Source organism: Pseudomonas sp. DCB_BI (assembly GCF_026240995.1).
Classification (GTDB): domain Bacteria; phylum Pseudomonadota; class Gammaproteobacteria; order Pseudomonadales; family Pseudomonadaceae; genus Aquipseudomonas.
Genome location: NZ_JAPFCG010000004.1, coordinates 135,811 through 161,698, shown reverse-complemented (window position 1 = coordinate 161,698; position 25,888 = coordinate 135,811). Strand labels below are relative to the sequence as shown.

Below are 25,888 nucleotides of genomic sequence, written 5' to 3'. Positions count from 1 at the left end.
TGATGGAGAACGCACATGGCCAGAGCAGATGAACCGAAGCCCTACACCCCCAGTGAAATCGACGACACTGAAGACCGCATGGGCAGCGTCCATGAGCTGGACTTCGACGAGCGCCTGGACGAGCGCGAAGGGCGCGTGGGTGACCTTCGCCCCGCCGACGAGGTCGCCCGCGAATTCCCGCCACGGCGCGTAGCTGAAAGTGGCATGACCGGGGGCGAGGCGTTGAGCGACAGCCTGCATGAGGACAACGTCACCTATGACGACCTGAGCCCGGACACCCTGCTGGACGAAACCGGCGCCCGCGACCCACACGAACCGGGTGGCAGTGGCGGCCCGGCAGACCAAGTGCTGCGGCGAGTGGATGCCGACGAGATTGGTGGCGGGATCGGCCTGGACGAGGCGGAGCTGGCACGGTCTGCACCGCTGGATGGCGAACCGTGGACCGATGACGTGATCGATGAAGAGGAGGGCAAGCCATGAACGAGCAGCGTTGCGCGTGTGCGCACTGTTCCTGCAGCGTAGATGCCAATGCCTTGCAGCGCGACGGCAAGGCCTACTGCTGCGAAGCCTGCGCGAGCGGGCATCGCCATGGTGAAGCGTGCCGGATGGGGGATTGCCATTGCGGTGAAAAGCCGGGGGAGAGTGCCGTGGACAATGCGCTGGATGAAACGTTTCCGGCGAGCGATCCGATTTCGCCCTGAAGCCTCCTGGTGCTCAGGGCAAACGAGTGCGCTGTAGCACGCTGCCTTGCGCTGCGATGACGCCATTATTGCCAGGGAAGGTCGTTGGCTTGACCGGCCTCTTCGCAGCACACGGCGCCTGACAGCGATTGGCATGCCAGATCAATGGGTTTGCCAGATGCCGTTGTTGCGTTCGCAATCGGTGCGGGCCTGGCCGAGGCTGGGGGTGTCGTAATAGTAGGTGATCACCCGGGCATCCTTGGGCATCGCGGGTTGCTCACCGCCGGTAGCCTTGGGGTTGGCCAGCGCTTCCTGGGTCAGTGGCGCAATACAGCTGCCGACACTGCCATCGGCACATCGCGCAACCTTGTGCTTCTCGCTGTTGAGCATGTCTTTGCTCTCGTTGCTGCATGACCAGTTGATCGCTTCGGCGGGCAGGTTGCTGTAGCTGTAGCAGGTGTGCCGCTCAACTGGCGTTACCGCGTCGCTGGAGGAGCGGGTCAGTACGTTGCAGGCTTCGGCCAAGGCCTGGCCGCTGGCCAGGCTGGCAACCATCAACAGCATCACTCGAATACGCACTTGCCACCTCCCGGGCCAATGGCCCTTGTCAGGTCTGGGCGGGCTTGTCGCGCCGGCGCATGGCCTTGGCGCGCTTTTCCAGGATCAGGTAGGTAACCACCGCCAGCAGCAGCGGCAGCAGGTAGTACAGCGTGCGGTAGCCCAACAGCGCAGCCACCAGGGTGCCTTGGGCCATTTGCCCGTGCAGCAGGGCGAGGAAGACCGCTTCAAGCACCCCCAGCCCCGCCGGGATATGGGCGACCACGCCTGCCACACAGCTGATCAGCAAAATGCCCAGAATCGAGGGGTAGAACGCGTCTCCCGGCAGTAGCCAGAAGATCAGCAACGCCATCAGGGCCCAGTTGCTGGCACCCAGTGCCACTTGGCACAGCGCCAGTCGCAACGAGGGCAGCGTCACTTCATGGTCACGCCAGCGCCAGGTCCGTTTTTTGGCCAGGCCACAGGCTAGCAGGTAGCCCGTGGCAACAGCCAGCAACACCAGGCCGATCAGGCGTAGACCGGTAGCGCCCACCGCCCAGCTGCTGGGCAGCTCGACCAAACCCAAGGCAAACACAGTACCGGCCAGCAGCATGTAGCCCATCCAGTTGGTCAGCAGGCCCAAGGTGAGGATGCGCGTAATGGTCGGCGTATCCAGGCCCAGGCGGCTGTACAGCCGGTAGCGCAAGGCAACACCGCCTACCCAGGTGGTGAAGTTGAGGTTGAAGGCATAGCAGACAAAAGCAATGGGCAATACTTGCCTTGCCGGCAGGTGGTGCCCGGTATACGCCCGCGCCAGCAGGTCGTAGCTGGCGAAGGTCAGGTAGCTGCACAGGGCGATTGCAAGGCCTATGGCCAGCGTCCCGGGCTTGTACGCCAGCAAGGACTGACGTACCTCATTCCAGTCCAGGTTACGCGCCAACAGGTATAACAGCACCGGAATGAAGACCAGAAAGGCCAGTGTGAGCAGGCGTTTGCCCCAGGTTTGCCAAGCTTTGCGCGCCATCAGGTATTGCCCTCATGCAAATCGCCCTGGGACGACGCCTCTGGTTGCACCGAGCGCAAACGCTGACGGTGCGCCGGGAACCAGCCGGCAATGCGGGGGAAGTGGCGGATTACATGGAAGCACACGAAGATCAGCGGTGCCCGCCACCAGTAGCCGCGGATCATGCGTTCCAGTGTGACCGGCTTGCACTGCTTGCTAGCCAGGGCTTGCAGATGCTCGTGCAGTTGCTGGTTGAACGCGGGGTCGCGGATGAACAGGTTGGCCTCCAGGTTGAACGACAAGCTCAGCGGGTCCAGGTTGCTGGAGCCGACGGTGGCCCACTGGTCGTCCACCAGGGCAACCTTGCCGTGCAAGGGCCGCTCGCAGTACTCGTGAATGGCCACACCGTCGCGCAACAGGTAGTTGTACAACAGCCGCGACAGCGCGCGGACCCAGCGCATGTCTGGCTGGCCTTGCAGGATCAGCCGCACCTCCACGCCACGCCGGGCCGCGTTGCGCAGTTCCCGCATCAGGCGATAACCCGGGAAGAAATAGGCATTGGCTACCACGATGCGCTGCTTGGCGGCGCGAAATGCCTGCAGGTAATGAGCCTCGATATCGGTACTGCGTACCCCGTTGTCGCGCTCGACCAGTACGGCACTGCTGGCGCCAGCCGGCTCAGTGACCGGCCTTACGGCGCTGGGCGGCTGCAGGACCGGCGACATCAGGCGCTTGCTGGCGGCGTGCACCTGCGCCACCACCGGGCCTGTGACTTCCACGGCGTAGTCCTGCTTGGCCATGGCGCCAAAGTCACCCAGATGGTCGGCGCTGTAGTTGATACCACCGATGAATGCCCGTTCACCGTCAACCACCACGATTTTGCGGTGCAGGCGACGAAACAGGTTGGTACGCATGCCCACCAGCCGCGGTTGCGGATCGAAGGCATGGAAGCTGACGCCGGCATCGGTCATCGCCGCGATGAAGGCTTCGGGCAAGTCAGCGGTGCCGTAGCCATCCACGGCCACCTCGACCCGCACGCCTCGGCGCGCCGCGTCTATCAACACCTGCTGTAGCTGCCGGCCGACCTTGTCATCGAAGATGATGAACGTTTCCAGCAGAATCTCTTCCCGTGCCTGGGCCATGGCCTCGAACACCCGGGGGTAATATTGTTCGCCGTTGATCAACAGCTCCACGTTGTTGCCATCTACCCAAGGTCGGTTCACAGGTTTATCTCCGCGGCCAATGGGGCGTGGTCGGAAAGGTGCGACCACGGATACGTGGACAACACCTTGGCATTGTCGGGTACGGCGTTGCGCAGGTAGATGCGGTCCAGGCGCAACAGCGGCAAGCGCGCCGGAAAACTCCGCGCGGGGGTGCCGGAACACGCGCCGAACGCTTCGACCAGGTGCTGGCTGAGCAGCGCGTCCGCCTTCAGCCGCCAGTCATTGAAATCCCCGGCAATGATGACGGGGGCTTCGGGCGGCAAGCTGGCCAGCAGATCGAGCAGCAGCTTCACCTGGCTTTGCCGGTGGGCCTCGCGCAGGCCCAGGTGCACGCACACTGCATGCACCTGGTCATGCCCGGGTACGTCCAGCCGGCAATGCAGCAAGCCGCGCTGCTCGTTACCCTGTACCGAAACATCGAGGTTGTTGAAGCGGGTAATCGGAAACTTCGACAGCAGCGCGTTGCCGTGGTCACCGTGTGGGTACACCGCATTACGCCCATAGGCGAACTGCGGCCACATGCTGTCGGCAAGGAACTCGTACTGCGGTGTTTCCGGCCAGGCTGGGTGCCGCAGGGCGTGTTGCTGGTGGCTGCCGTGCACTTCTTGCAAGAACACCAAATCAGCGCCGGTGGCGCGCACGGCCTCGCGCAGTTCAGGCAGGATGAAGCGCCGGTTGAAGAAGGTGAAGCCCTTGTGCACGTTCAGGGTCAACACATTGAGCCGGCGTACGGCGGTGACCTTGTCGATGGTGCGGCGCGGGGCGGGGAGGGTCTGGTTCACAGGGCCACCTCCGGCACCACGCCAGGCTCAGTCATCAGTTCATGGTCCAGCGACAGCTTCTGCAGCAGCCGCCGGGCGTCGTAGGGCGCATGCACTTTCTGGTCATTGTCGAAATAGCAGTAAACATCACGCGCGGCGCGCCTAGGTGGCGGCCCGGGCACGATCAAGCGGGCATCTTCCACTTGGCTACCCCGGCTCCAATGCTGGATGCGCTCCTTCCAGCGCCGCAACGCACGAGCGGTATAGCCGCTGCTGTACAGCTCCACATCCCCATGCAGGCGCATGTAGACGAAGTCGGCGGTCACGTCCTCGACATAGGGCCACTTGCCAGCGCTGTCGGCCACCACCAATGCCACCTGATGCTTGCGCAGCAATTTGACAAAGGCGTCGCAGACGAAGCTTTCGTGGCGGATCTCCACGGCGTGGCGCAAGCGCGCGTTGCCTTTGATCGCCAAGCCGCCATTGCCCTTCAGGCGCTCGGCGCAGCCCTGGGCACACTCGCGGGCGGCCTGGCGATTACGCGGCAACAACGCCAGGAACCGGGCAAAGCGCGCCTCATCGAACTTCATGTTCGGCGGAAACTGCCACAGGAACGGGCCGAGCTTGTTGCCTAGCAACAGCGGCCCCGAGGCAAAGAAATTGGCGACGGGCTCCTCGATGTCCTTCAACCGCCGCACATGGGTAATGTAGCGCGGCCCCTTCACTGCAAACACGAAACCCTCTGGTGTTTCGTCACGCCAGCCCAGATAGCGCTCGGGGGTTTGCAGGCTGTAGAACGAGCCATTTATCTCGATGCTGTTCACCGCCCGCGAAGCGAACGCCAGTTCGTCATCCTGGCGCAGGCCTTTGGGGTAGAAATCCTTGCGCCAGGGGCCATAACGCCACCCGGAGATACCGATGCGGATATCACTCACGCTGCCGCCCTCATTGCCGGTTCCTTGTTCGGTCGCTCTGAAAGTGCGACTCACAAAGGGCAGCGCGGGTTCAGCAGGATTGACCAACGGAAAACACCTACGGCAGGTTGAACTTTGCGGCCCCTTACGTTTCCACCGCATACCCGCGTCATGGAAGGGTACCAGGATGAAATTCGACCGTTTCGCCCACTGGCTGTCAAACTGGGCCGGCCGCCCGCTCAGCTTCGGCATCGCCTGCCTGCTGATCCTGACCTGGGCGGTTACCGGGCCGTTGTTCGGTTTCAATGATACCTGGCAGTTGGTGATCAACACCTCAACTACCATCATCACCTTCCTGATGGTGTTCCTGATCCAGAATACCCAGAACCGCGATAACGACGAACTGCACATCAAGATCGACGAGCTACTGCGCACCACGCGCCGGGCGCACAAGGCCCTGCTGGACCTGGAAGACATGGACCCGGCCGAGCTGCACGCCCTGCGCAAACACTACCAGCAGATGGCGGGGCAGGGTGACGATGGACAGAACGCCAAGGAATGACCTGCCAACCGTGGAGGCAAGCATGGCCAGACATATCATTCACTTCACCGGGCCGATCAACTCATCGACGTGTGGCAACCTGATCAACACCTGTTCGCGGGTATTGCAGCAAGGGCCCGAGGTGCTGCAATTGAACATCGCTACGATGGGCGGCGAATGCAGTTACGGGTTCACCCTGTACAACTTCCTGCGGTCCTTGCCGGTACCGGTGCATACCCACAACCTTGGCACGGTCGAGTCAATGGGCAATATTCTGTTCCTCGCCGGGGAGCGGCGGACGGCGTGCAGCCACAGCAAGTTCCTGTTCCATCCGTTCCACTGGACCTTGCATGGTTCGGTCGACCATGCGCGCATGGCCGAGTATGCAATGAGCCTGGATTACGACTTGCAGCTGTATGCACAGATCGTCGCCGAGCGGACCCAAGGCGCGACCCAGGTACTGGATGTGCCGCGGTATCTGATGGCCTATCCGCGGATACTGGGGCCTGCGGAGGCACTGGAGAACGGCATGATCCATGCCATTGACGAGATGCCGATCGAGTTGGAGGCGTGTCAGTGGAGTGTGCACGCCTAGTGCTTGCCTGTGCCGGCCCTTGCGCGGATGAACCTGCGTGAAAGGCCGGGACAGGCAACCCACCCGCCTTCAGTACGGTACCGTACCGCTCAACGCCTCGATGGCCTCGACCAGCTCGTCATAGCCGACCGGTTTGTTCAAGTGGCGATCGAACCCTGACTGCCGCGACTTGTGCTGGTCAGCGCTGGCGCCGTAGCCGGTGAGCGCAATGGCCGGTGTGTGGCGCAGGTGCACATGGCCGCGCAAGGCCTTGATCAAGGCATGTCCGTCCATGACCGGCATGCCGATGTCGGAGATGATGATGTCGAACTCTTCGCCCGCAGCCGCAGCAAGGGCCTCGAGCGGCTGACTGAAAGCGTTGACGCTGGCGCTCTCCATCTCCAGCAACTCCTGCATCACCTCGAGCACCGCCACGGAGTCATCCACCAACAGCACGCGGATGCCGTTCAAACGGCCTTCACTCTGCACTTCCACACCTGGCACCGCCTGTGGCCCCTGTACATCGCACAACGGCAAGCAGACGGTGAAGGTGCAGCCCAGGCCCAACCCAGGCGAACTGGCCTGAACGCTACCGCCCTGTGCTTCGGCCAGTTGCCGCACCAACGACAGACCGATGCCCAGGCCTTCACGGTTGTGGCTGGCCAGTTGCGGTGCAGCTTGGCTGAACAGGTCGAAGATATGGTCCAGGCTGTCGTGGCTCAAGCCCACGCCATGGTCGATCACCTGCAAACATGCCTGATGGTCGTCGTGGCTGAGCACCAGGCGTATCTCGCCGCCGGCCGGGCTGAACTTGATCGCGTTGTTCAGCAGGTTCCAGATGATCTGCTCCAGGCGCGTGACATCGCCTTCGATCATCACCGGTAGCCCGTCGGCGGGCATTTCCAGGTGCACCGGGCAGGCATGCTGCTCGTTCAACACCACGCCATGGATGCCTTGCAGGACGACGCCGAGGTCTACCGGTTCGGTCTTGAGCTTGAGCTTGCCGGTGCGAATACGGGCCACATCCAGCAGGTCGTCGATGATCCGCGCCTGGCTCGAGACCGCCTCGCAGATGGTGGCGACAGCCTTGCTGGCTGCCCCGATGTTCTTGATCGATGGCAAGCGACGCAGAATTTCGGCATTGAGCTGGATCAGGTTCAGCGGGTGCTTGAGCTCATGCGACATGACGGCGAAAAACTCATCTTTCATGTGGCTGGAGCTCTGCGACTCTGCCAGTTGCCTGCTCAGCTTTTCTTCACCCTGGCGCACCCGTTCCTCGGCAGCATGGCTGCTGCTGATGTCGATGAACGTCAGCACCGTGCCATCGATTTTTTGTTCGCTGGACCGATACGGCAGCAGGCGCGCCAGGTACCAGTGGTCGTTCTGGCCGCCGATTTCTCGTTCAATGATGGCTGCACCCTGGGCCACGGCGCGGGCATCGTCGGCCAGCGCGGGGTAATCCAGGCGGTGGGTGATGTCGAGCAGCGAGCGGCCGGTGTCGACGGCCAGGATATTGAACAGGTCGGTGGCGCGTGGGGTGAACCAGCGGATATGCAGGTTGCGGTCGACGAACACCGTGGCGATTTCGGTGCAGGCAATCAGGTTGCTGAGGTAGTCGTTGACCTTGTCGGTTTCCTCGACCTTGTTCTTCAGCTCGTAGTTGACCGTCAACAACTCCTCGTTGATCGACTGCAGCTCTTCCTTGCTGGTTTCCAGCTCTTCGCTGGCCGAACGCAGTTCTTCGTTGATCGCCTGCATTTCTTCGTTGGAGGCGGTCAGCTCTTCGCTGGAAACTTCCGACTGCTCGATGGTTTCCTGCAGTTGCAAGCGGGTGCGCTGCAGTTCGCGCTCAAGGTTGTGCAACACCATGCTGTCGGTCTGGCGAATGACCCCGGGCAGTGGCAAGGACGGGTCCGGCGCGCGCTGTTCAAACACTACCAGCAGGCAATCGCTGCCATGGAGGTCGTCCCTGTGGGGCTGAACGGTGATCTCTACCTGTAACCTGTGCTCGCTGTCGACCAGGTCGACCGGGCGGGAAGTCACTGCCTCGGTACCTTGGCGAGCCTGGAACAGCGTGCTACGCAGGGCCAGCCGCAAGCTGGGCAGTACCAGGCTGAGCAGGTTGCGGCTGGGCTCGCCACCGGCCAGCTGCAGGAAGCGACCGACGCCATCGCTCATGTGCAGGATATGGCCTTCGGTATCGACGATCAGGCTAGGCGGCATGCGCTGCGCCAGTGCCCGGTGGTGCAGTTCGGCATACGACGATCTGCGCCCGGGCTTGACCTTGACCACGGTGTCCAGGTTGGTACTGCTGACGGACTTGCCCGGTAGCTGGCGTTCAGCGCGGCGCCCGGCATTGCTGACATCGCGGGCACGGAAGATGCGGTTGCGCTTGTCGACGGGGGCGAACAGTTCGCCGGCCACATCGGCCGACTCGGAGGAGCCAAGGAACAGGTAACCCCCTGGGCGCAAGGCAAAGTGGAACATCTGCAAGATGTCGCGCTGCACCTCACGGTCCAGGTAAATCAGAAGGTTGCGACAGACAATCAGGTCGATCTGCGAAAACGGTGGGTCTGACAGCAGGTTATGGCGGGCGAACAACACCTTCTCGCGCACCTCCTTGCGAACCCGGTAATGCTGGTCTTCCTTGACGAAGAACGGGCGCAGGCGACTCGGCGGCACGTCGGTGACGATCGCCTCAGGGTATGAGCCAATGCGGGCGATGCCGATGGCACGCTCATCAAGGTCGGTGGCGAACACCTGTACCTTGCGTGCGCGCTGCTCCAGCGCCAGCTGTTCGCACACCAGCATGGCCACGCTGTACGCTTCTTCACCGGTGGAGCAACCGGCTGACCAGATGCGGATCTCGTCATTGCCGTCGGCGGGGTCACGCTCGCAGGCCAGTTGCGGCAACACATGCCGCTCCAGTGACTCGAAGGCTTCGCGGTCGCGGAAGAAATTGGTCACGCCGATCAGCATGTCGGCGAGCAATGCAGTGGATTCGGCCGGATGCTGCTCCAGATAACGCAGGTAGCCGGCCAGGTTGCTCTGCCCGGTCACATGCAAGCGTCGCTCGATGCGCCTTAACACGGTGGCGCGCTTGTAGTGCTGAAAATCATGGCCGGTGTTGCTGCGCAACTGCAGAAGAATCTCTTCGAGCAGTGGTTCGCTTGCCTGGGCGTCACCCGCGCGGGTGCCCAGGGCGGGTGGCAGGGTGTCGTCTTCGATTTCGGGCAGCTTTACCTGGCGTGCATTGCGCCACAGTTCAAGCAGCTTTTGCGGCATTTCCGCCGCTGGCAGCACCAGGTCGACCATGCCGGTTTCGATGGCTGCACGGGGCATGCTGTCGTACTGGGCGTCACCCGGGGTCTGCACCAGGGTCACGCCGCCCTGTTCCTTGATCCGCGACAGGCCCACCGCACCGTCGGCGCCCGTGCCGGACAACACCACACAAAAGGCGTGGTCCTTGTGCACGTCGGCCAGGTCACGGAAGAACAGGTCGATGGCGACGTGGTCGCCGCGCCGGCGGTTGGCCGGGGCCACGCGCAGGTAACCGTCGTTGGTGGACAGGCGATTGGCGGGTGAGATCACGTAGACGTGGTTGCGTTCGATCGGCACCGGCTCGGTTACCTGGCGCACCGGCATCTTCGTGGTGCCCTGGATGATGCGGTCGGCCACGCTCTGGTGGTCGGGCGAAAGGTGCAGGACCACGACAAACGCCATGCCGCAATCGCTGGGCATTTGCCGGAACAGCGTACAGATGGCTTCCAGTCCACCTGCCGAAGCACCGATGCCCACCACCGGAAAATTCAGGTGGCTTGGGCTGAGCGCCGGGTTGTGCGGTGAGGCGGGTTGCTTGGGAGACGTCATCGGCGGAGCCTTGTGCAAGAGCCTTTGGTACGGCCCGTGACAGCAGCGCCGGGCATGTGGTGTGGCGGGATTATAGGCCGTCACCCGGCAATTGTGACCGCGGCCCGCGGGCCAAAGTGCAATCCGCTTGCAGCCAACACGCAAACATTTTGCCTGCGTGAGTTTCGTGCCACTGGTCAGGTACTGGCAAAACCATTGAGCAGAGCCGGTGATCGGCGGTTCGGAAATAATGCATGGCACAGATCCATGCCACACGCGACCAGCCAAACCATCGCAAGGAGAAACGACATGGCGCAGGACCAAGAGCGTACCCGCCAGCGTGGCGGCACCAAGGAAACCAACCCAGGCAACTTCGCCAATGACCGGGAACGCGCCTCGCGCGCTGGCCACAAGGGTGGCCAGGCCTCGGGTGGGAATTTTGCCAACGACCGCCAACGGGCATCCGAAGCCGGCCGCAAAGGTGGGCAGAACAGCCACGGCGGGGGCCGCAGCCAGTGAAGGGCCCACTCGTTTGAGGTTGGGTACCCGATAGGTGCCGGGCCGCGATTCCGGGTGTGTCGACCCGGAATCGCGCCAGGACTTGCCAGGGAGATACAAGCATGCGCGCACTGACCTACCACGGCGCGGGCGATGTCCGCGTCGATACCGTTGCAGATCCCGACCTGCAGGAGGACGACGATATCCTGCTTCGGGTTACCGCAACTGCCATCTGCGGGTCCGATTTGCATCTTTACCGCGGCAAGATCCCGATGGTCGAGCAAGGGGACATTCTTGGCCATGAATTCATGGGCATCGTCGAAGAGGTTGGCAGCGCCGTTACTGCCGTGCGCCCGGGTGACCGGGTAGTGATCCCGTTCGTGATTGCCTGCGGGGATTGCTTCTTCTGCCAGCACGCACTCTTTGCGGCCTGCGAAACCACTAACACCGGTCGTGGCGCGTTGCTCAATAAAAAAGCGATCGCGCCGGGCGCTGCACTTTTCGGCTACAGCCACCTGTATGGCGGCATACCCGGTGGGCAGGCCGACTATGTGCGGGTACCGAAGGGCAACGTGGGACCATTCAAAGTGCCGGGGCACCTGGCCGACGACCAAGTGTTGTTCCTCTCGGACATTCTGCCCACAGCCTGGCAGGCATTGCTCAATGCCGAGGTCGGCCAGGGCTCGTCACTGGCGATCTACGGTGCCGGTCCGGTCGGGCTGCTGTCGGCGGCCTGCGCGCGCATGCTGGGCGTTGAACAGATCTTCATGGTCGATGAATGCGGCTACCGGCTGGACTACGCCCATCAGGCCTACGGTGTGATTCCAATCGACTTCGCCCACGACGATGACCCGGCCGATACCATCGTGCGCCAGACTGCCGGCATGCGCGGGGTGGATGCCGTGATTGATGCCGTGGGGTTCGAGGCCAAGGGCAGCACCGCCGAGGCCGTGTTGACCGCGCTCAAGCTCGAAGGCAGCAGCGGCAAGGCGCTGCGCCAGAGCATCGCGGCCGTGCGCAGGGGCGGGGTGGTCAGCGTGCCGGGGGTGTATGCCGGCTTCATTCACGGCTTCCTGTTTGGTGACGCCTTCGACAAGGGCCTGACGTTCCGCATGGGCCAAACTCACGTACAGCGGTACCTGCCGGAATTGCTGGCACACATAGACGCGGGCAGGCTCGACCCGCAAGCAATCGTTACTCACCGCATGGCCCTGGAAGACGCCGTGCGCGCCTATGAACTGTTCGACGAGCAGCAGGAGCGTTGCCGCAAGGTCATTCTGGTGCCTGGCGCGGCTGCGGACCCGCTGTATTAGCCCTGAATGGCCATTGGTACACATTGTTCGACAAAATTTTGAATCTTCTGACCATGGCCCGATCAATGAGGTGTCATCCATGGAGAAGAGGAGGCCCCTGCGATGCCTAGCCCACAGCTGTACATCATCGATTACCAACTGCATGGCCAGCCGCGCAGTTTCATCATTCGTCTTGAGCGCCTGGACAATGCCGAGGCCTGGCATTGGGCAAGTTGCGATGCGGGCATCGGCATCATCCCGAAGTTCGGGCGCGAGAAAATCAGGAAGGTCAGCCGGCCAATGGCCGAGCGCTACGGGATCACCGCCGTGAGCTGGCGAATTTCCGGGAGCAAGCCGAACCAGTCGGTGGGCGACCCAGCGGCGATGGTGTAATAACGCACCACGAACATTGCCCAACCCCCTGCTTCGTGGGTCCGCCCTGGCCTGCAGGGGGCTTGCCGGCCTGTCGGGTTGGCATCAATTGCCGGTGTACTTCACCGCCGCTGCCGTCCGCGAACTTACCCCCAGCGCCTTGAGCAACGACGATACATGGATGCGCACGGTAAACGGCGAGATAGCCAGTGCCTTGGCGATCTCCTTGTTGGTCTTGCCCAGGGCAATCAGCCGCAAAACGTCCTGCTGACGCTGAGTAAGCAGCTCCGCTGCGTATTCGCCGCCGAGGTTGGGCAGCAGCCCTGAGGGGGCGTACCTGACCAACACCTCGCCATCACGGATGGCAAGTATCGTTGCACCGAGCTCGTCGGCGGCGATGCTTTTGCCGATGAACCCGTCCACGCCTGTCGCCATGACCTGTTCGACAACACCGGGGTCATCGACCATCGACACGATGATCAGCGTGGTGCGCGACAGCTGGCGGCGCAAACGCGCCAGGCACTGGACATCGGACAGCCCCGGAAACCGCAGGTCGAGAATCAGGGTATCGGGCGCCTCACCGGCATCGGCCAGGGCCAGCACTTGCGCCAGGCTACCGGCTTCCTCCACGCGGGCATCCGGCAGCACGCGCTGTACGGTACGCGCCAGGGCCTCCCTGAATAGCGGATGGTCATCTGCGACAATGATCCGGCACGTCACGCCTGGCTACTCCCTGTGGCCGCGGGTGGTATGGAGCATGTTAATTTAGCAGCCACGGGCAAAGGGTGCTGCCTACGGATGGCGGTAATGCGACCCCGTGCACAAGGGAACCGGCCATGGAACTGGACAACAACAACGAGCTCGATCAAGCCAACCTGCGCGTTATCGTCGCCTGCTGTGCCATGGTCTACATCACCGTGCTGGGCTTTCTGCCAGGCAGCACGCATGGGCCTTACCTGCCCGTCATCTACTACATCAGCGGTTTCGTGCTGGTGTCCATCGCTTTTCGCCAGGCCATCGCCCACTGGCCTGGTCATTACCCTTGGCGCCGGGTGCTGGGCATGGTGCATGATTACACCGGCACCTGTTTCGGCCTGGTAGTTGGTGGCGAGGCAGCGCTGCCTATCTATGCGGTCATGGTGTGGGTGAACCTGGGCAATGGCATGCGCTTTGGCTCGCGTTACCTGGTGATTGCCACAGTGCTGGCGCTGGCGGCCTTGCTGGTGGTCTACCGGATTACCCCTTACTGGCAGGCCAACCCGTTCATGGTGCTGATGCTGCTCACCACCAGCACGGTCATCCCGATTTATGCGCATCTGTTGCTGGAGCGCACGCGCAAGGCTTCTGAGCAGGCTGCGGCAGCCAACCGCGAAAAGTCCCGCTTCCTGGCCCAGGCCAGCCACGACCTGCGCCAACCAATCCATTCCATCGGGCTGTTCACCGCCTGCCTGCGCGAATCCCGGCTGGGCCATGAAGAACGGCGGCTGGTGGACAGCATCGACCGCTCGCTGCTCAATGTATCGCAGCTGTTTCGCTCCATTCTCGACCTGTACACCCTGGACAACGGGCGCGTGCAACCGCGCAGTGAAACCTTCGCCTTGGCTGGGTTCCTGGCTGAACTGGTTCGCCAGAACGCCGAGGCGGCCCGCTGGGCCGGGGTGGAGATACGTTTGCGGCCCTGTGCGTACTGGACGTGTGCCGACCGCGGCATGCTGGCGACCATGGTGCAGAACGTATTGTCCAACAGTTTCAAGTATGCGGCCCATCGGCCACTGCTGCTGGGGGTACGGCGTCGGGGCCACGGCCTCGCGATCGTGGTCTACGACCAAGGGCGCGGCATAGATGAAACCCATCAGCGGCTGGTGTTCGAAGAGTTCTACCGGGTACGTCAGGTGCGGCACAAGGATGTCGAGGGTGTGGGCCTGGGGCTGTCGATCGTACGCCGGCTGGGCCACCTGATGGGGCTGGAGGTTCAGTTGCGCTCGCGACCCGGCCATGGCACGGCGGTGAGCCTGCAAGGGCTGCCACGGCTTGCGGCGCAACCGGCCCAGGCCACGGGTGAGCACTCGCCGGCAGCAGCGGGCTTGCTGGGTGGGGTGCGGGTGTGCCTGGTGGAAGACGACCGCAACGTGCTGCGGGCGACGTCGGCGTTGCTGCAGCGCTGGGGTTGCGAGGTGCAAGCCCACAGCTCGCCGGTTGGCCTGAGCAGCGATTGTGAGGTGATCGTCGCCGATTACGACCTTGGACAGGAGGAAACCGGGGTCGACTGCATCGACCGACTGCGGGCTCAGCGCGGTTGGGCTGTGCCGGCGTTGATCATGACCGGGCATGATCCGGAGAAAATTCAGGCAGTGGTGCATGGACGCAATATCACGGTGCTTTCCAAACCGGTGCGCCCCACCGAACTGCGGGCTGCCCTGCGCGCCTTGCGCGAGGAGCCTGCGGCGCCGGTCGGGTAGACCGGCAGGGCGCAAGGGTTGTGCGGGGGGTTATTGCAAGATGATGGCCTGGCCTTCTTTCATGCAGGAAGGCGTGGGCTGGTAAAGGCCCATGCTGCCGACCGCAACAATGGCGCCACTGGGCATCTGGCACTCGTACTGGCCTTTGGCGGTGGTGGCGGTGTAGTAGGTGAGGGTGCTGTCATTGCGCACGTCGGACACTTTCGAGACCTTGGTGTTGAGGATGAACGCTGTACGCTGCTTCAGGGTGTCTTCGGTAGGGTTGATGGTCTGGCAGCCGGCGATGCCGACCAGCAAGGTGGCGCTGAGGACAAGCTTGAAGGGTTGCATGGTGGGGGCTTCCTTGGCGTTGTTATCACTGGACTATAACGCCGAGGGGGTGAGGGGGCGATTAGGGCAGATGTACGAGATGGCCCTTGGCCTTTATGTTGCGGTCGCCAAGGTTCACTCGGGCCCATAGGCGCTCCGAAGAGGCTGTCACGGCATGGGATCGTCCATACCGACAATGACCTCTTCGCAGCAAGGGCCTGCTGCTACACAGGTATTGCACAGGTTCGGGACGCTGTGCATACCTGCGTAGGCCCGCGAGGTCGAAGCATTACTGCGGCTGCTTCAACACCAGGGTCAGGATGTCATAGCTGGCAACCAGGTCACCCAGCTGGTTGGTCACTTCTACATCCCAGGCAACGACACCCTGTGGCTGCCCCAACGGGCTGGTCTTGCCCTGGTCGATCTTGCGCTTGCAGGTCAGCCGCGCCTGGATGGTGTCGCCGATGCCCACCGGGTTGATGAAGCGCAGGGTATCCAGGCCATAGTTGGCCAGCACCGGCCCGGCCCCCGGCGACACGAACAACCCAGCCGCCGCCGAAAGCACGAAGTAGCCATGGGCGATGCGTTTGCCAAACTGCGATTCCTTGGCGGCAATCTCGTCGAAGTGCATGTAGAAGTGATCGCCCGACAGGCAGCCAAAGTTGACCAGATCGGCTTCGGTCACGGTGCGGCGGTGGGTCAGCAGCGACTCGCCGATACGCAGCTGCTCGAAGTAGCGGCGGAACGGGTGTACTTCGGTTTCGATCACATCGCCGCCGCGCACGTATTCGCCGGTCACCGCCGTGAGCATGCTTGGCGAACCCTGCACGGCGGCACGCTGCAGGTAGTGCTTGACCGCGCGCAGCCCCCCCAGTTCTTCACCGCCACCTGCACGGCCCGGGCCGCCGTGCTTGAGCTGCGGCAGCGGCGAGCCATGACCGGTGGACTCCTTGGCGGCCTCACGGTCGAGCACCAGCAGTCGGCCATGCCACGCAGCGGCCACGGGGATGGCCTTGGCTGCCACATTACGGTCGGCGGTGACCAGGGTCGCTACCAGGCTGCCCTTGCCACGGGCGGCCAGGGCTAGCGCTTCGTCGAGGTCATCGTAGGCCATCAGCGTGCTGACCGGGCCGAACGCCTCGATGTCGTGGGCGCCACCTTCGGCATGCGGATTGCGAGCCTGCAACAGGGTCGGGGCAAAGAAGGCACCCTCGGCCACACCTTCACCCCGGGGGGCAAAGCCGTCGCTGGCGCCGAACAGCTGGTCACAGCTGTGCAACAGGCTGCGTACCCGCTCGGCCACATCGCGCTGCTGGTCGTGGGAGGCCAGGGCGCCCATGCGCACGCCTTCCAGCGACGGGTCGCCAACCACCACCTTGCTCAACCGCTCGCGCAGGCGCGTGGCGACGGCATCGATATGTTTGGCCGGGACGATGGCGCGGCGAATGGCGGTACATTTCTGCCCGGCCTTGGTGGTCATTTCTCGCACCACTTCCTTGATGTACAGGTCGAACTCTTCACTGTCCGGGGTAACGTCCGGGCCCAGGATGGCGCAGTTCAGCGAATCGGCCTCGGCGGTGAACGGGACCGAGTTACGGATCAGGTTAGGCGTGACCCGCAATTTGGCAGCGGTATCGGCAGAACCGGTAAAGGTCACCACGTCCTGGCCTTGCAGGCGGTCGAGCAGGTCGCCGGTGCTGCCGATTACCAGTTGCAAGCTGCCTGCGGGCAGCAGGCCGGAGGCGTTCATCAGGCGCACCACGGCTTCGGTCAGGTAGCTGGTAGAGGTCGCCGGTTTGACGATGCACGGCATCCCGGCCAGGAAGGTCGGGGCGAACTTTTCCAGCATGCCCCAGATGGGGAAGTTGAAGGCGTTGATGTGTACCGCTACGCCAGCCCGCGGTACCAGGATGTGGCTGCCGGCGAAGTGGCCTTGCTTGCCCAAGGGGATGGCCGGCCCCTCATGCACCAAGTTGCCCGAGGGCAACTCGCGGCTGCCGATTCCAGCATAGGCAAACAGCGTGGCGTTGCCGCCTTCGATGTCGATCCAGCTATCGGCGCGCGTGGCGCCGCTGTGATGTGACAAGGCGTAGAGCTGCTCTTTGTGTTCGGCCAGGTACAGCGCCAGCGCCTTCAGGCATTGCGCCCGCTGCTGGAAGTCCATGGCCATCAGGCTGGCCAGGCCGCGGGCGCGGGCGAAGTCCACGGCTTCGGCAAAGTCCGGGCGCTCTTCATGGCTGTAGGCCAGCACGTGGCCGTCGAGGGCGCTGCGCAGGGCCTGGGCGCCGTGCTGGCCGAGCCAGCGGCCGGCGATGAAGCTTTGCAGGGTAGGGGCGACAGACATGCGGTTCTCCAAGCTGTTCATGAGTGAGGGCGCGGTTACCACAGCGCCAGGGTGTAGCCGATGATCAGGCGGTTTTCGTCAACGGCATTGGTCAGGCCATTGCCGGAACGGAAGGTGACATTGCGCCAACGCAGACTCACGTCCTTGAATGGGCCGCTTTGAATGACGTAGGTGATATCGGTGTCGCGTTCGCGCTCGCGGCCGTTGCTGACGGTGGCGGTTTCCGCGTGGCGGCCGTCGGTGTAGCGGGTCATGAAGCTCAGGCCGGGAATGCCCATGGCAACGAAGTCGTAGTCGTAGCGCACCTGCCACGAGTCCAGGCCGGCGCGGGTGAAGGTGTTGTAGGTGACCAGGTTGACGGTGAACGGGTCGCCGCCATTGACGAACGGAAAGGCGCTGTCCCCGGACATCTGCTGCCAGGTGGCGGTGAACTTGTGCGCGCGTACGCCGAGCGTGAACATGGCGTTGAAGTTGCGGTTATCGACAGTGCCAGCCCGTTCGGCGCCGTCGTTACGGCTGTCGAAATAACGCAGGTCGCTGCGCAGGCTTATGCCCTCGGCCAGCGGGCGGGTGTCGATCAGGCCGACGAACTGCTGGCGGTAGATGTCCTGGAGCTTGGCGTAGTAGTAACTGACGCTGGTTTGCGGGGTGATGGCGTAGCTGCCGCCGCCAAAGTCCAGGTGATCACTGGTCGCGGCGCCATAACCGATGTCGTCACGGCCCGACGAGTCGCGCAGGTTGGCCTTGGTCAGGCGACCGGCGTTGAAGGTAAGGCCTTCATGGTCCTGGCTGGTCAGCAGCCCCCCCTGGAAGGTCGATGCCAGCAGCCGGGTGTCGTTGTAGACCACCACCGGCAGGATCGGCTGCAAGGTGCCCAGGCGCAGGGTGCTCCTGGACACACGCACCTTGCCGGTCAAGCCCAGCTCGCTGTAGTCGTCGACCGGCGCCTGGCTGTTCGGCCCGAACGGCAGCAGGCCCGTGTTGCGCCGGTCGCGGCTGGAATCGAGCTTGATACCCAGCTGGCCCATGGCGTCGACGCCAACGCCGACCGGGCCGTCGGTGAAGCCTGACTCCAGCTTGGCGGTGAAGCCTTGGCCCCATTCCTCGGCTTTGGCTTGCGGGGCATTGCCCTGGCGGAAGTCGCGGTTGATGTAGTGGTTGCGCAGTTCCACCCGTGCGTGGCTGTCACCGATAAAATCGGCCATGGCCGGCAGCGGCAGGGCGAGAGCAGCCAGCCAGGTGGCTGAGATGAAGTGCGTGCGGTTCATTGTTGTTGTTTTATCCGACATGCTTGTGCGTCCTTGAAGTCAGTGCTTGCTGGCGCCGGCGGCGCCGATACCGGTCATGGAGCGGATGAACTGGCCCAGGTAGCGACCGCGTTCTGCGGTGGCGCGCTCGGAGCTGTCAGTGACCGAGAACAGCCATGCCCCGAGGAAGGCCAGACTCATCGAGAACAGCGCCGGGTTGCTGTAAGGGAACAGCGCTTTGTCGTTATGCAGCACGTTGACCCACACTGCCGGGCCCAGCACCACCAGCACTACCGCCGAGACCAGCCCCGCCATGCTGCCGCACACTGCGCCGCGGGTGGTCAGGCCCTTCCAGAACATCGAGAGCAGCAGCACAGGGAAGTTGACGGAAGCAGCCACGGCCAGCACCAGTCCAGAAAGGAAGGCGATGTTCTGCGACTCGAACATCAGGCCGAGAATGACGGCCAGCAGGCCGATGATCAGCGTGGCGATACGCGACACGCGCATTTCCTCTTGCTCGGTCGCCTGGCCTTTGCGCATGACGCAGGCATACAGGTCGTGGGACACCGCCGATGCGCCAGACAGCGCCAGGCCGGCGACCACGGCAAGGATGGTGGCGAATGCCACGGCGGAAATGAAACCGAGGAACAGGTTGCCACCCACGGCCTGGGCCAGGTGCACGGCGACCATGTTGCCGCCGCCGATGATTGCCCCGCTGGCATCGCGATAGGACGGTTCGGTGCCGACCATGACAATGGCGCCGAAGCCGACGATGATCAGCAACAAGTAGAAGTAACCGATGAAGCCGGTGGCGTAGAACACGCTCTTGCGTGCTTCCTTGGCGTCACTGACCGTGAAGAAGCGCATCAGGATATGCGGCAGGCCGGCGGTACCGAACATCATGCCCAAGCCCAGGGAGATGGCATCGACCGGATTGGACAGCAAGCCACCGGGCGCCATGATTGCCTGGCCCTTGGCATGCACGGCCACGGCGCTGGCAAACATCGCTTCGGTGCTGAAGCCGAAGTGCTTGAGCACCATGAACGCCATGAAGCTGGTGCCGGACAACAGCATCACGGCCTTGATGATCTGCACCCACGTGGTGGCGAGCATGCCGCCGAAGGTGACGTAGGCGACCATCAGCAGGCCGACCAGCATCACCGCGTACAGGTAACTGATGCCGAACAGCAACTCGATCAGCTTACCGGCACCGACCATCTGCGCCACCAGGTACATCAGTGCCACCACCAGCGTGCCAAAAGCCGAAGTCAGGCGCACCGGGGTTTGTGCCAGTCGGTAGCTGACCACGTCGGCGAAGGTGTACTTGCCCAGGTTGCGCAGGCGTTCGGCGATCAGGAACAGGATGATCGGCCAGCCCGCCAGCACGCCCAGGGCATAGAGCAGGCCGTCATAGCCGTTCAGGAACATCATCGCCGATATGCCCAGGAATGACGCGGCGCTGATCATGTCACCGGCAATCGCCAGGCCGTTCTGCATACCCGTCAGGCCACCGCCGGCGGTGTAGAAGTCGCTTGCCGAACGGGTGCGCAGCGCGGCCCAGCGGGTAACCAGCAGGGTGAAGCAAACGAACACCATGAACATCGAGATGGCGGTCCAGTTCATTGTGCGCACTCCTGCTTGACCTTGTCGTTGAGCGGGTCGAGCACGTTGTTGGCGCGGTGCACGTAGATGCCGGTAAGGGCGAAGGACAGCAGCACCATCAGCACGCCGACCAGCATGCCGACCGTGGTCACGCCACCACTGAGCGACTGGCCGAGCGTGCTGGGCGAGAACGCCACCAGCAGCACAAAGCCGTAGTAGATCACCAGCATGGCCAGGGTCAGGCTGCCGTTGAGACGGCGCTTGCGTCGTACCAGGTGCTGGAAGTCGGGGTGGTTGGCGATGCTTTCTATGCGTTCGGGTGTCATGGGATGCGATCTCTGGGTGTTGTAATTGTTTTGTTGAGGTCACGCGGGTGTTGCAGTGCTGCTCACGGCCTCTTCGCGGGCACGCCCGCAAAGGAGGCAGCTCGGTCTCAGAGCTGGTCGAAATCGAGGACTACCTTGGCGCTCACCGGGTAGCTCTGGCACGAAAGCACGTAGCCGGCGGCCACTTCGTAGTCTTCCAGGGCATGATTGCTGTCCATTTCCACTTCGCCCTCGATCACCCGACACTTGCAGGTCGAGCACACGCCGGCCTTGCACGAGTAGGGCAGCTCGGCGCCAATGGCATTGCCGGCGTCCAGCACGTTCTGGGTGTTGCGCGGCAAGTCGAAACTCAGTGCCCGCCCGTCACTGATCACGGTGATGTGGCTGAGCGCTGCATCCACCTGGCGCGCTGCCTCGCGGGCCTCGCGGCGAGCTTCGCTGCCGGCCGCCGCGAACAGTTCGAAGTGGATGCGCTCCTTGCCAAGGCCATTGGCCTGCAGGCTGTCGCGCACGGTCTCGGTCATCGCCTGCGGGCCGCAGATAAAGGCCGCGTCCAGGCCGGGAACGTCAAGCCAACGCGAGAACAGCTGGCCACACTTGTCGGCGTCGATCCGGCCGTTGTACAGGTCCACGTCCTGCTGCTCGCGGCTGAACACGAAAATCAGGTTGAGGCGGTCGAGGTAACGGTTTTTCAGGTCTTCGAGCCTGTCGCGGAACAGGGCGCCCGAGCTGGAGCGGTTGCCATACAGCAGGGTAAAGCGGCTGTCGGGCTCAGTTGCCAGGGTGGTTGCGATGATCGACAGGATCGGCGTGATGCCGCTGCCAGCGGCCACGCCCAGGTAGTTGCCCTGGCGGGTCGGGTCAAGCGGTACGTGGAAGTTGCCCGAAGGCGGCATCACTTCCAGTTGCTGGCCGGCCTTGAGTACTTCATTGGCAAACGCCGAAAAACGACCGCCCGGCACGCGCTTGACAGCCACGCGCAGCTCGCCGTCCTGGACCGCGCTGCAGATCGAGTAAGACCGCCGGACTTCTTCGTTGTCCAGCAGGGTACGCATGACCAGGTACTGGCCCTGCGTGAAGCGGAATTGGCCCTGCAGGTGGTCGGGTACGTCAAAGGCAATCGACACCGCATCACGGGTCTCGTTGCGTACTTGCTTGATGGTCAGGCTGTGAAACTGGCTCATGGCGTTCTCCACGGCTCAAATGCATTTGAAATAGTCGAACGGCTCCAGGCACTCGCGGCAGCGGTACAGCGCTTTGCAGGCCGTGGAACCGAACTGGCTGAGCAATTCGGTATGGTCGCTGCCGCACTGGGGGCAGCACACCTGGGGGGCTTCGCCTAGCAGGGTGCGTTTGCTGGCGCTGCCCTGTGGCGGTGCGATGCCATAGGCACGCAGGCGTTCGCGGCCCAGTTCGCTGATCCAATCGGTGCTCCAGGCCGGGGTCAGCCGGCGCTCGAGCGCCGGCGCGGAGAAACCGGCCTGTTCCAGCGCCTGGCGAATGTCTCCCTCGATCACCTCGGTTGCCGGGCAACCGGAGTAAGTCGGGGTGACCACCAGGTGCAGGTGGCCGGCGCGCCAATCAAGATCACGCACGATCCCCAGGTCGACCACACTGACCACTGGCACTTCCGGGTCCATCACCAGGCCCAGCACTGCCCAGGCCCGGGCCAGATCGTCGCCTTGCTGCGCCCGCGCACCGCGGTCGCCGGCAATCAGCTCACCAGGTTGCATCGGGGTAGGCCCTTGGCAGGAACTGCATTTCGGCCAGTAGCAGGCCCAGGTGCTCGGTGTGCAGGCCTTTGCGGCCATCCAGGTAGAAGTGGCTGGCAGCCTTGGGCAGCGGCAGTTCAACCGAGGCGAAGATCGCGGCCACCTGCTTGAGCCAGGCGGCGCCCACCGCAACCGGGTCGGCGGCAATGCCGGCGTTGGCCAGACGCACTTCATGGTCGCTGGCAGCGCTGAGCTCGACGGTGAAGCGCCACAATGCCGGGATGGCGGCGAGCATGCGCTGGCGGCTTTCTTCGGTGCCACCGCCCAGGCGCTGCACCCACTCGCCAGAGCGGCGCAGATGGTAGGTCACTTCCTTCAGGGCCTTGGCGGCGATACCGGCAATACGGGCATCAGCCGACTCGGCCAACCCCTGGAGCACCGCGAAGTGCCAGGCGTCGTAGAGGAACTGCTTGGCCATGGTCACGGCAAAATCACCGTTGGGTTGCTCGACCAGCAGCAAATTGCGGTAGGCGCGCTCGTCGCGGCGGAAGGCGAGAGCATCGGCATCGCGTCCATCATCAAGCAGCTCGGCGGCGTACTCCAGCCAGTTGCGCGCTTGGCCAACCAGGTCGAGGCCGACATTCATCAAGGCCAGTTCTTCTTCGATTGCCGGGGCGCGGCCACACCATTCGCAGAGGCGCTGGCCCTGCACCAGGGCACTGTCGCCGAGCAGCAGCAGGTAGGGGACAAGGGCTTCTTTGTGCATGACCAACCTCACATGTGTCCGACTTCGTCGGGGAGCTCGTAGAAGCTGGCATGGCGATAGACCTTGTCGTCTGCCGGGGCGAACAGCGGGTCTTTTTCGTCCGGGGAGGAGGCGGTGATCAGTGCCGAGGGCACCACCCAAAGGCTCACACCTTCGCTGCGGCGGGTGTACAGCTCGCGGGCGTTCTCCATGGCCATGGCGGCATCGGCGGCATGCACGCTGCCCACATGCTTGTGGTTGAGGCCGTGCTTGCTGCGCACGAACACTTCGTAGAGGGTCCAGACAGACATTTTCGATCTCCGCATCAATCGCCGCTCAGGCGGCGTTCTTGTTCTGTTGCTTGCGCGCATAGGCCACGGCGGCCTCGCGTACCCAGGCACCGCTCTCGATTGCGTTGCGCCGGGTGGCGACGCGCTCCTGGTTGCACGGGCCATTGCCCTTGATCACTTCGTAAAACTCGTCCCACTGGATTTCCCCGAAGTCGTAGTGGCCGCGTTCGGCGTTCCACTTCAGCGCAGGGTCGGGGGCGGTGCAGCCGAGGAGCTCGAGCTGTGGCACGGTCTGGTCGATGAAGCGCTGGCGCAGTTCGTCGTTGGTCTGGCGCTTGATCTTCCAGGCCATCGACTGAGCGCTGTTGGGTGAGTGTTCGTCGCTGGGGCCGAACATCATCAGCGCCGGCCACCACAGGCGGTTGATGGCGTCCTGGACCATGTCGCGCTGGGCTTGGGTGCCCTGGCGCATCATGGTCAGGAGCATTTCGTAGCCCTGGCGCTGATGAAAGCTCTCCTCCTTGCAGATCCGGATCATCGCGCGGGAGTAGGGGCCGTAAGAGGTGCGCTGCAATACCACCTGGTTGACGATGGCGGCGCCGTCCACCAGCCAGCCCACAGCGCCCATGTCGGCCCAGCTGAGGGTGGGGTAGTTGAAGATGCTCGAGTACTTGGCCTTGCCGCTGTGCAGTTTGGCGATTTCTTCGTCGCGGTCAGCCCCCAGGGTTTCCATGGCGCTGTACAGGTACAGGCCGTGGCCGGCTTCGTCCTGGATCTTGGCCATCAGCTGCAGTTTGCGCTTGAGGCTGGGGGCACGGGTGACCCAGTTGCCTTCGGGCAGCATGCCGACGATTTCAGAGTGGGCGTGCTGGGAGATCTGCCGGACGAGGGTCTGGCGGTAGGCCTCGGGCATCCAGTTCTTGGCTTCGATCTTGATTTCGGCGTCGATTTTTTCCTGGAAGTTACGTTCCTCGGGGGACATTTCTTCCAGCGACTTGATGCGCTTGACTCCGGTTTCCACTAGCTGTGCGTACATGGGTTCAGACTCCTGCTGAGGCATGAGTCATTTGTAAGCGATACAAAACAGGACGTCAAACGCTTTTGCATGTATCAAATAATATTTGTGTATCGCTTTCCGCCGAAGCAACCGCTGCGCAGCCCGGGTCCAGCGCAAGGCTGCACAGCGCCACGGCGCTGTGACAGGCAAAAAAAAGCCCCGGACTGTGCCGGGGCCTGGACAGGCAGCCGAATGGATCAGCTGGCCAAGCGTTTGTCGAACACGTGGCAAGCCTTGCCTTCTGAACGCTTCAATGCGCCGCAGGGTTGCAGGTGTACCTGGGTGCTGATGCCGATGTAGGTCTTGATCTGTTTGCTCAACTCGGCGATCACCAGCTTGCGCTGGCCCTCATCGAGATGCTGGCACTCGGCACGCAACTCCACGTGCACCTCAACGCTATCCAGGTTTCCATTACGATACAGGTGTATCTCATAGAGCTCGGAAAGCTGTTTTATTTTTAGCACCTGTTCCTCGATCTGGGTTGGGAACACGTTGACCCCGCGAATGATCAGCATATCGTCGCTGCGCCCTGTGATCTTGCCAATGCGCCGCATCGGTCGCGCGGTGCCGGGCAGCAGGCGGGTAAGGTCGCGGGTGCGGTAGCGCACCATCGGCAGCGCCTCTTTGCTCAGGGACGTGAACACCAGCTCGCCGAGCTGGCCGTCTGGCAGCACCTGGCCGCTGACCGGGTCGATGATCTCAGGGTAGAAATGGTCCTCCCAGATAGTCGGGCCGTCCTTGGTCTCTATGCACTCCATTGCCACCCCGGGCCCCATGATTTCTGAAAGGCCGTAAATATCGAGGGCATTGATGCCCAGGCGCTGCTCGATCGAACGGCGTAGCTCGTCGGTCCACGGCTCGGCGCCAAAAATCCCCAGGCGCAGCTTGAGGTCGTGGGGGTCGATGCCCTGCCGCTCGATTTCATCGGCCAGGTTGAGCATGTAGGACGGCGTAACCATGATGATGTCGGGCTGGAAGTCACGAATCAGTTGTACCTGTTTCTCGGTCTGGCCACCGGACATGGGAATCACCGTGCAGCCCAGGCGTTCGGCGCCGTAGTGCGCGCCGAGCCCGCCGGTGAACAGGCCATAGCCATAGGAAACGTGCACCTTGTCGCCCTTGCGACCGCCGGCCGCACGGATGGACCGGGCGACCACGTTGGCCCAGGTGTCGATGTCGTTCTGGGTGTAGCCAACCACGGTCGGCTTGCCGGTGGTGCCGCTGGAGGCGTGCAGGCGGACTACTTCCTGCTGCGGCACGGCAAACATGCCGTAGGGGTAGTTGTCGCGCAGGTCGTTCTTGCCGGTGAAGGGGAACCTGGCGAGATCATCGAGGCTGTGGAGGTCATCGGGGTGCGCACCGCACTCGGCAAAGCGTTGACGGTACAGCGGTACGTTGTCGTAGGCATGCTTCAGGCTCCAGCGCAGGCGCTCCAGCTGGTGCTGGCGCAGGGCGTCGACGCTGGCAGTTTCCATCGGGTCCAGCAGGGCACGATCGGCATCATGGTACATGTTCATGGCTTCACTCGAATTGTTCTTGTACGCCGCGCAAGC

General features: G+C 63.1%; 25 protein-coding genes and 1 pseudogene. 8 read left to right on the top strand and 18 right to left on the bottom strand.

Annotation, left to right across the window (positions count from 1 at the left end; translation table 11 throughout):
• Window positions 1-15 precede the first annotated feature (15 nt).
• A complete protein-coding gene (locus tag OO258_RS06225) occupies window positions 16-480 on the top strand; it encodes a phosphotransferase system, HPr-related protein (protein WP_110745397.1) in 465 nt (154 codons plus the stop codon).
• Window positions 477-701 (top strand): metallothionein, encoded by a 225-nt coding sequence (locus OO258_RS06220; protein WP_110745396.1) that lies wholly within the window; start codon window positions 477-479, stop codon window positions 699-701. Before OO258_RS06225 ends, OO258_RS06220 begins: the two co-directional genes overlap by 4 nt.
• A gap of 141 nt (window positions 702-842) precedes the next feature.
• On the opposite strand, the gene OO258_RS06215 is transcribed toward OO258_RS06220, so the two are convergent.
• From OO258_RS06215 to OO258_RS06195, 5 genes are read right to left on the bottom strand one after another with little or no spacing between them, the layout of a single operon-like run.
• Window positions 843-1,235: a hypothetical protein gene (locus OO258_RS06215; RefSeq protein ID WP_416309194.1), complete on the bottom strand. Its 393-nt coding sequence runs from the start codon at window positions 1,233-1,235 to the stop codon at window positions 843-845.
• A 52-nt stretch (window positions 1,236-1,287) separates the two neighbouring features.
• Complete coding sequence (locus OO258_RS06210; protein WP_266029254.1) at window positions 1,288-2,241, bottom strand: lysylphosphatidylglycerol synthase domain-containing protein; 954 nt, start codon at window positions 2,239-2,241, stop codon at window positions 1,288-1,290.
• Window positions 2,241-3,443, bottom strand: coding sequence for a cardiolipin synthase ClsB (clsB, locus tag OO258_RS06205; protein WP_266029253.1), 1,203 nt, complete (start codon window positions 3,441-3,443; stop codon window positions 2,241-2,243). The genes OO258_RS06210 and clsB overlap by 1 nt, the downstream gene beginning before the upstream one ends.
• The gene (locus OO258_RS06200) at window positions 3,440-4,225 is read right to left on the bottom strand and encodes an endonuclease/exonuclease/phosphatase family protein (RefSeq protein ID WP_266029252.1); all 786 of its coding nucleotides are present in this window, start codon (window positions 4,223-4,225) and stop codon (window positions 3,440-3,442) included. Before OO258_RS06200 ends, clsB begins: the two co-directional genes overlap by 4 nt.
• Complete coding sequence (locus OO258_RS06195; protein ID WP_266029250.1) at window positions 4,222-5,139, bottom strand: DUF72 domain-containing protein; 918 nt, start codon at window positions 5,137-5,139, stop codon at window positions 4,222-4,224. The genes OO258_RS06200 and OO258_RS06195 overlap by 4 nt, the downstream gene beginning before the upstream one ends.
• Before the next feature lie 166 nt (window positions 5,140-5,305).
• Between OO258_RS06195 and OO258_RS06190 the strand changes: the two genes are divergently transcribed.
• Both OO258_RS06190 and OO258_RS06185 read left to right on the top strand, forming a co-directional pair.
• Entirely contained in the window at window positions 5,306-5,680 is a 375-nt protein-coding gene (locus OO258_RS06190; RefSeq protein ID WP_110745390.1) for a low affinity iron permease family protein, read from the top strand.
• Between the two features lie 22 nt (window positions 5,681-5,702).
• The gene (locus OO258_RS06185) at window positions 5,703-6,254 is read left to right on the top strand and encodes an ATP-dependent Clp protease proteolytic subunit (protein ID WP_266029249.1); all 552 of its coding nucleotides are present in this window, start codon (window positions 5,703-5,705) and stop codon (window positions 6,252-6,254) included.
• Between the two features lie 69 nt (window positions 6,255-6,323).
• Here the strand turns inward: OO258_RS06185 and OO258_RS06180 are convergent, their stop codons facing one another.
• Window positions 6,324-10,103, bottom strand: a complete 3,780-nt coding sequence (locus tag OO258_RS06180) for a CheR family methyltransferase (RefSeq protein WP_266029248.1) — start codon at window positions 10,101-10,103, stop codon at window positions 6,324-6,326.
• Window positions 10,104-10,391: 288 nt separating this feature from the next.
• Between OO258_RS06180 and OO258_RS06175 the strand changes: the two genes are divergently transcribed.
• The 3 genes from OO258_RS06175 to OO258_RS06165 all read left to right on the top strand — a co-directional run bounded on the left by OO258_RS06175 (window position 10,392) and on the right by OO258_RS06165 (window position 12,265).
• Window positions 10,392-10,601 (top strand): general stress protein, encoded by a 210-nt coding sequence (locus tag OO258_RS06175; RefSeq protein ID WP_110745387.1) that lies wholly within the window; start codon window positions 10,392-10,394, stop codon window positions 10,599-10,601.
• Between the two features lie 101 nt (window positions 10,602-10,702).
• Window positions 10,703-11,893 (top strand): zinc-dependent alcohol dehydrogenase, encoded by a 1,191-nt coding sequence (locus tag OO258_RS06170; protein WP_266029247.1) that lies wholly within the window; start codon window positions 10,703-10,705, stop codon window positions 11,891-11,893.
• 102 nt (window positions 11,894-11,995) lie between these two features.
• Window positions 11,996-12,265 (top strand): DUF6555 family protein, encoded by a 270-nt coding sequence (locus OO258_RS06165; protein ID WP_110745385.1) that lies wholly within the window; start codon window positions 11,996-11,998, stop codon window positions 12,263-12,265.
• An 84-nt stretch (window positions 12,266-12,349) separates the two neighbouring features.
• Here the strand turns inward: OO258_RS06165 and OO258_RS06160 are convergent, their stop codons facing one another.
• The gene (locus OO258_RS06160) at window positions 12,350-12,964 is read right to left on the bottom strand and encodes a LuxR C-terminal-related transcriptional regulator (protein WP_266029246.1); all 615 of its coding nucleotides are present in this window, start codon (window positions 12,962-12,964) and stop codon (window positions 12,350-12,352) included.
• 116 nt (window positions 12,965-13,080) lie between these two features.
• Between OO258_RS06160 and OO258_RS06155 the strand changes: the two genes are divergently transcribed.
• Window positions 13,081-14,703: a hybrid sensor histidine kinase/response regulator gene (locus OO258_RS06155; RefSeq protein ID WP_266029245.1), complete on the top strand. Its 1,623-nt coding sequence runs from the start codon at window positions 13,081-13,083 to the stop codon at window positions 14,701-14,703.
• A 30-nt stretch (window positions 14,704-14,733) separates the two neighbouring features.
• Here OO258_RS06155 and OO258_RS06150 read toward each other — a convergent pair whose 3' ends face one another.
• The 11 genes and pseudogenes from OO258_RS06150 to paaK all read right to left on the bottom strand — a co-directional run bounded on the left by OO258_RS06150 (window position 14,734) and on the right by paaK (window position 25,852).
• On the bottom strand, window positions 14,734-15,033 hold the full coding sequence (locus tag OO258_RS06150; protein WP_266029243.1) for a hypothetical protein: 300 nt from the start codon (window positions 15,031-15,033) through the stop codon (window positions 14,734-14,736).
• A 268-nt stretch (window positions 15,034-15,301) separates the two neighbouring features.
• Entirely contained in the window at window positions 15,302-17,356 is a 2,055-nt protein-coding gene (gene paaZ / locus OO258_RS06145; RefSeq protein ID WP_266029242.1) for a phenylacetic acid degradation bifunctional protein PaaZ, read from the bottom strand.
• A gap of 35 nt (window positions 17,357-17,391) precedes the next feature.
• Window positions 17,392-18,624 carry an OprD family porin gene (locus OO258_RS06140; RefSeq protein WP_266029350.1) on the bottom strand — a complete coding sequence of 411 codons (1,233 nt, stop codon included), beginning with the start codon at window positions 18,622-18,624 and terminating at the stop codon, window positions 17,392-17,394.
• Window positions 18,625-18,663: 39 nt separating this feature from the next.
• Window positions 18,664-20,232, bottom strand: a pseudogene (locus OO258_RS06135) (cation acetate symporter); the annotation flags it as partial.
• Window positions 20,223-20,531 (bottom strand): DUF485 domain-containing protein, encoded by a 309-nt coding sequence (locus OO258_RS06130; protein ID WP_012272262.1) that lies wholly within the window; start codon window positions 20,529-20,531, stop codon window positions 20,223-20,225. The pseudogene OO258_RS06135 and the gene OO258_RS06130, both read right to left, overlap by 10 nt.
• Before the next feature lie 107 nt (window positions 20,532-20,638).
• Complete coding sequence (paaE, locus tag OO258_RS06125) at window positions 20,639-21,715, bottom strand: 1,2-phenylacetyl-CoA epoxidase subunit PaaE (protein ID WP_266029241.1); 1,077 nt, start codon at window positions 21,713-21,715, stop codon at window positions 20,639-20,641.
• 15 nt (window positions 21,716-21,730) lie between these two features.
• A complete protein-coding gene (paaD, locus tag OO258_RS06120; RefSeq protein WP_266029240.1) occupies window positions 21,731-22,264 on the bottom strand; it encodes a 1,2-phenylacetyl-CoA epoxidase subunit PaaD in 534 nt (177 codons plus the stop codon).
• Window positions 22,251-23,009, bottom strand: a complete 759-nt coding sequence (paaC, locus tag OO258_RS06115) for a 1,2-phenylacetyl-CoA epoxidase subunit PaaC (protein ID WP_110745377.1) — start codon at window positions 23,007-23,009, stop codon at window positions 22,251-22,253. Before paaC ends, paaD begins: the two co-directional genes overlap by 14 nt.
• An 8-nt stretch (window positions 23,010-23,017) precedes the next feature.
• Entirely contained in the window at window positions 23,018-23,299 is a 282-nt protein-coding gene (paaB, locus tag OO258_RS06110) for a 1,2-phenylacetyl-CoA epoxidase subunit PaaB (RefSeq protein ID WP_110745376.1), read from the bottom strand.
• Window positions 23,300-23,324: 25 nt separating this feature from the next.
• A complete protein-coding gene (gene paaA, locus OO258_RS06105; RefSeq protein ID WP_266029239.1) occupies window positions 23,325-24,314 on the bottom strand; it encodes a 1,2-phenylacetyl-CoA epoxidase subunit PaaA in 990 nt (329 codons plus the stop codon).
• Between the two features lie 218 nt (window positions 24,315-24,532).
• Complete coding sequence (gene paaK / locus OO258_RS06100) at window positions 24,533-25,852, bottom strand: phenylacetate--CoA ligase PaaK (RefSeq protein ID WP_266029238.1); 1,320 nt, start codon at window positions 25,850-25,852, stop codon at window positions 24,533-24,535.
• Window positions 25,853-25,888: the final 36 nt, after the last annotated feature.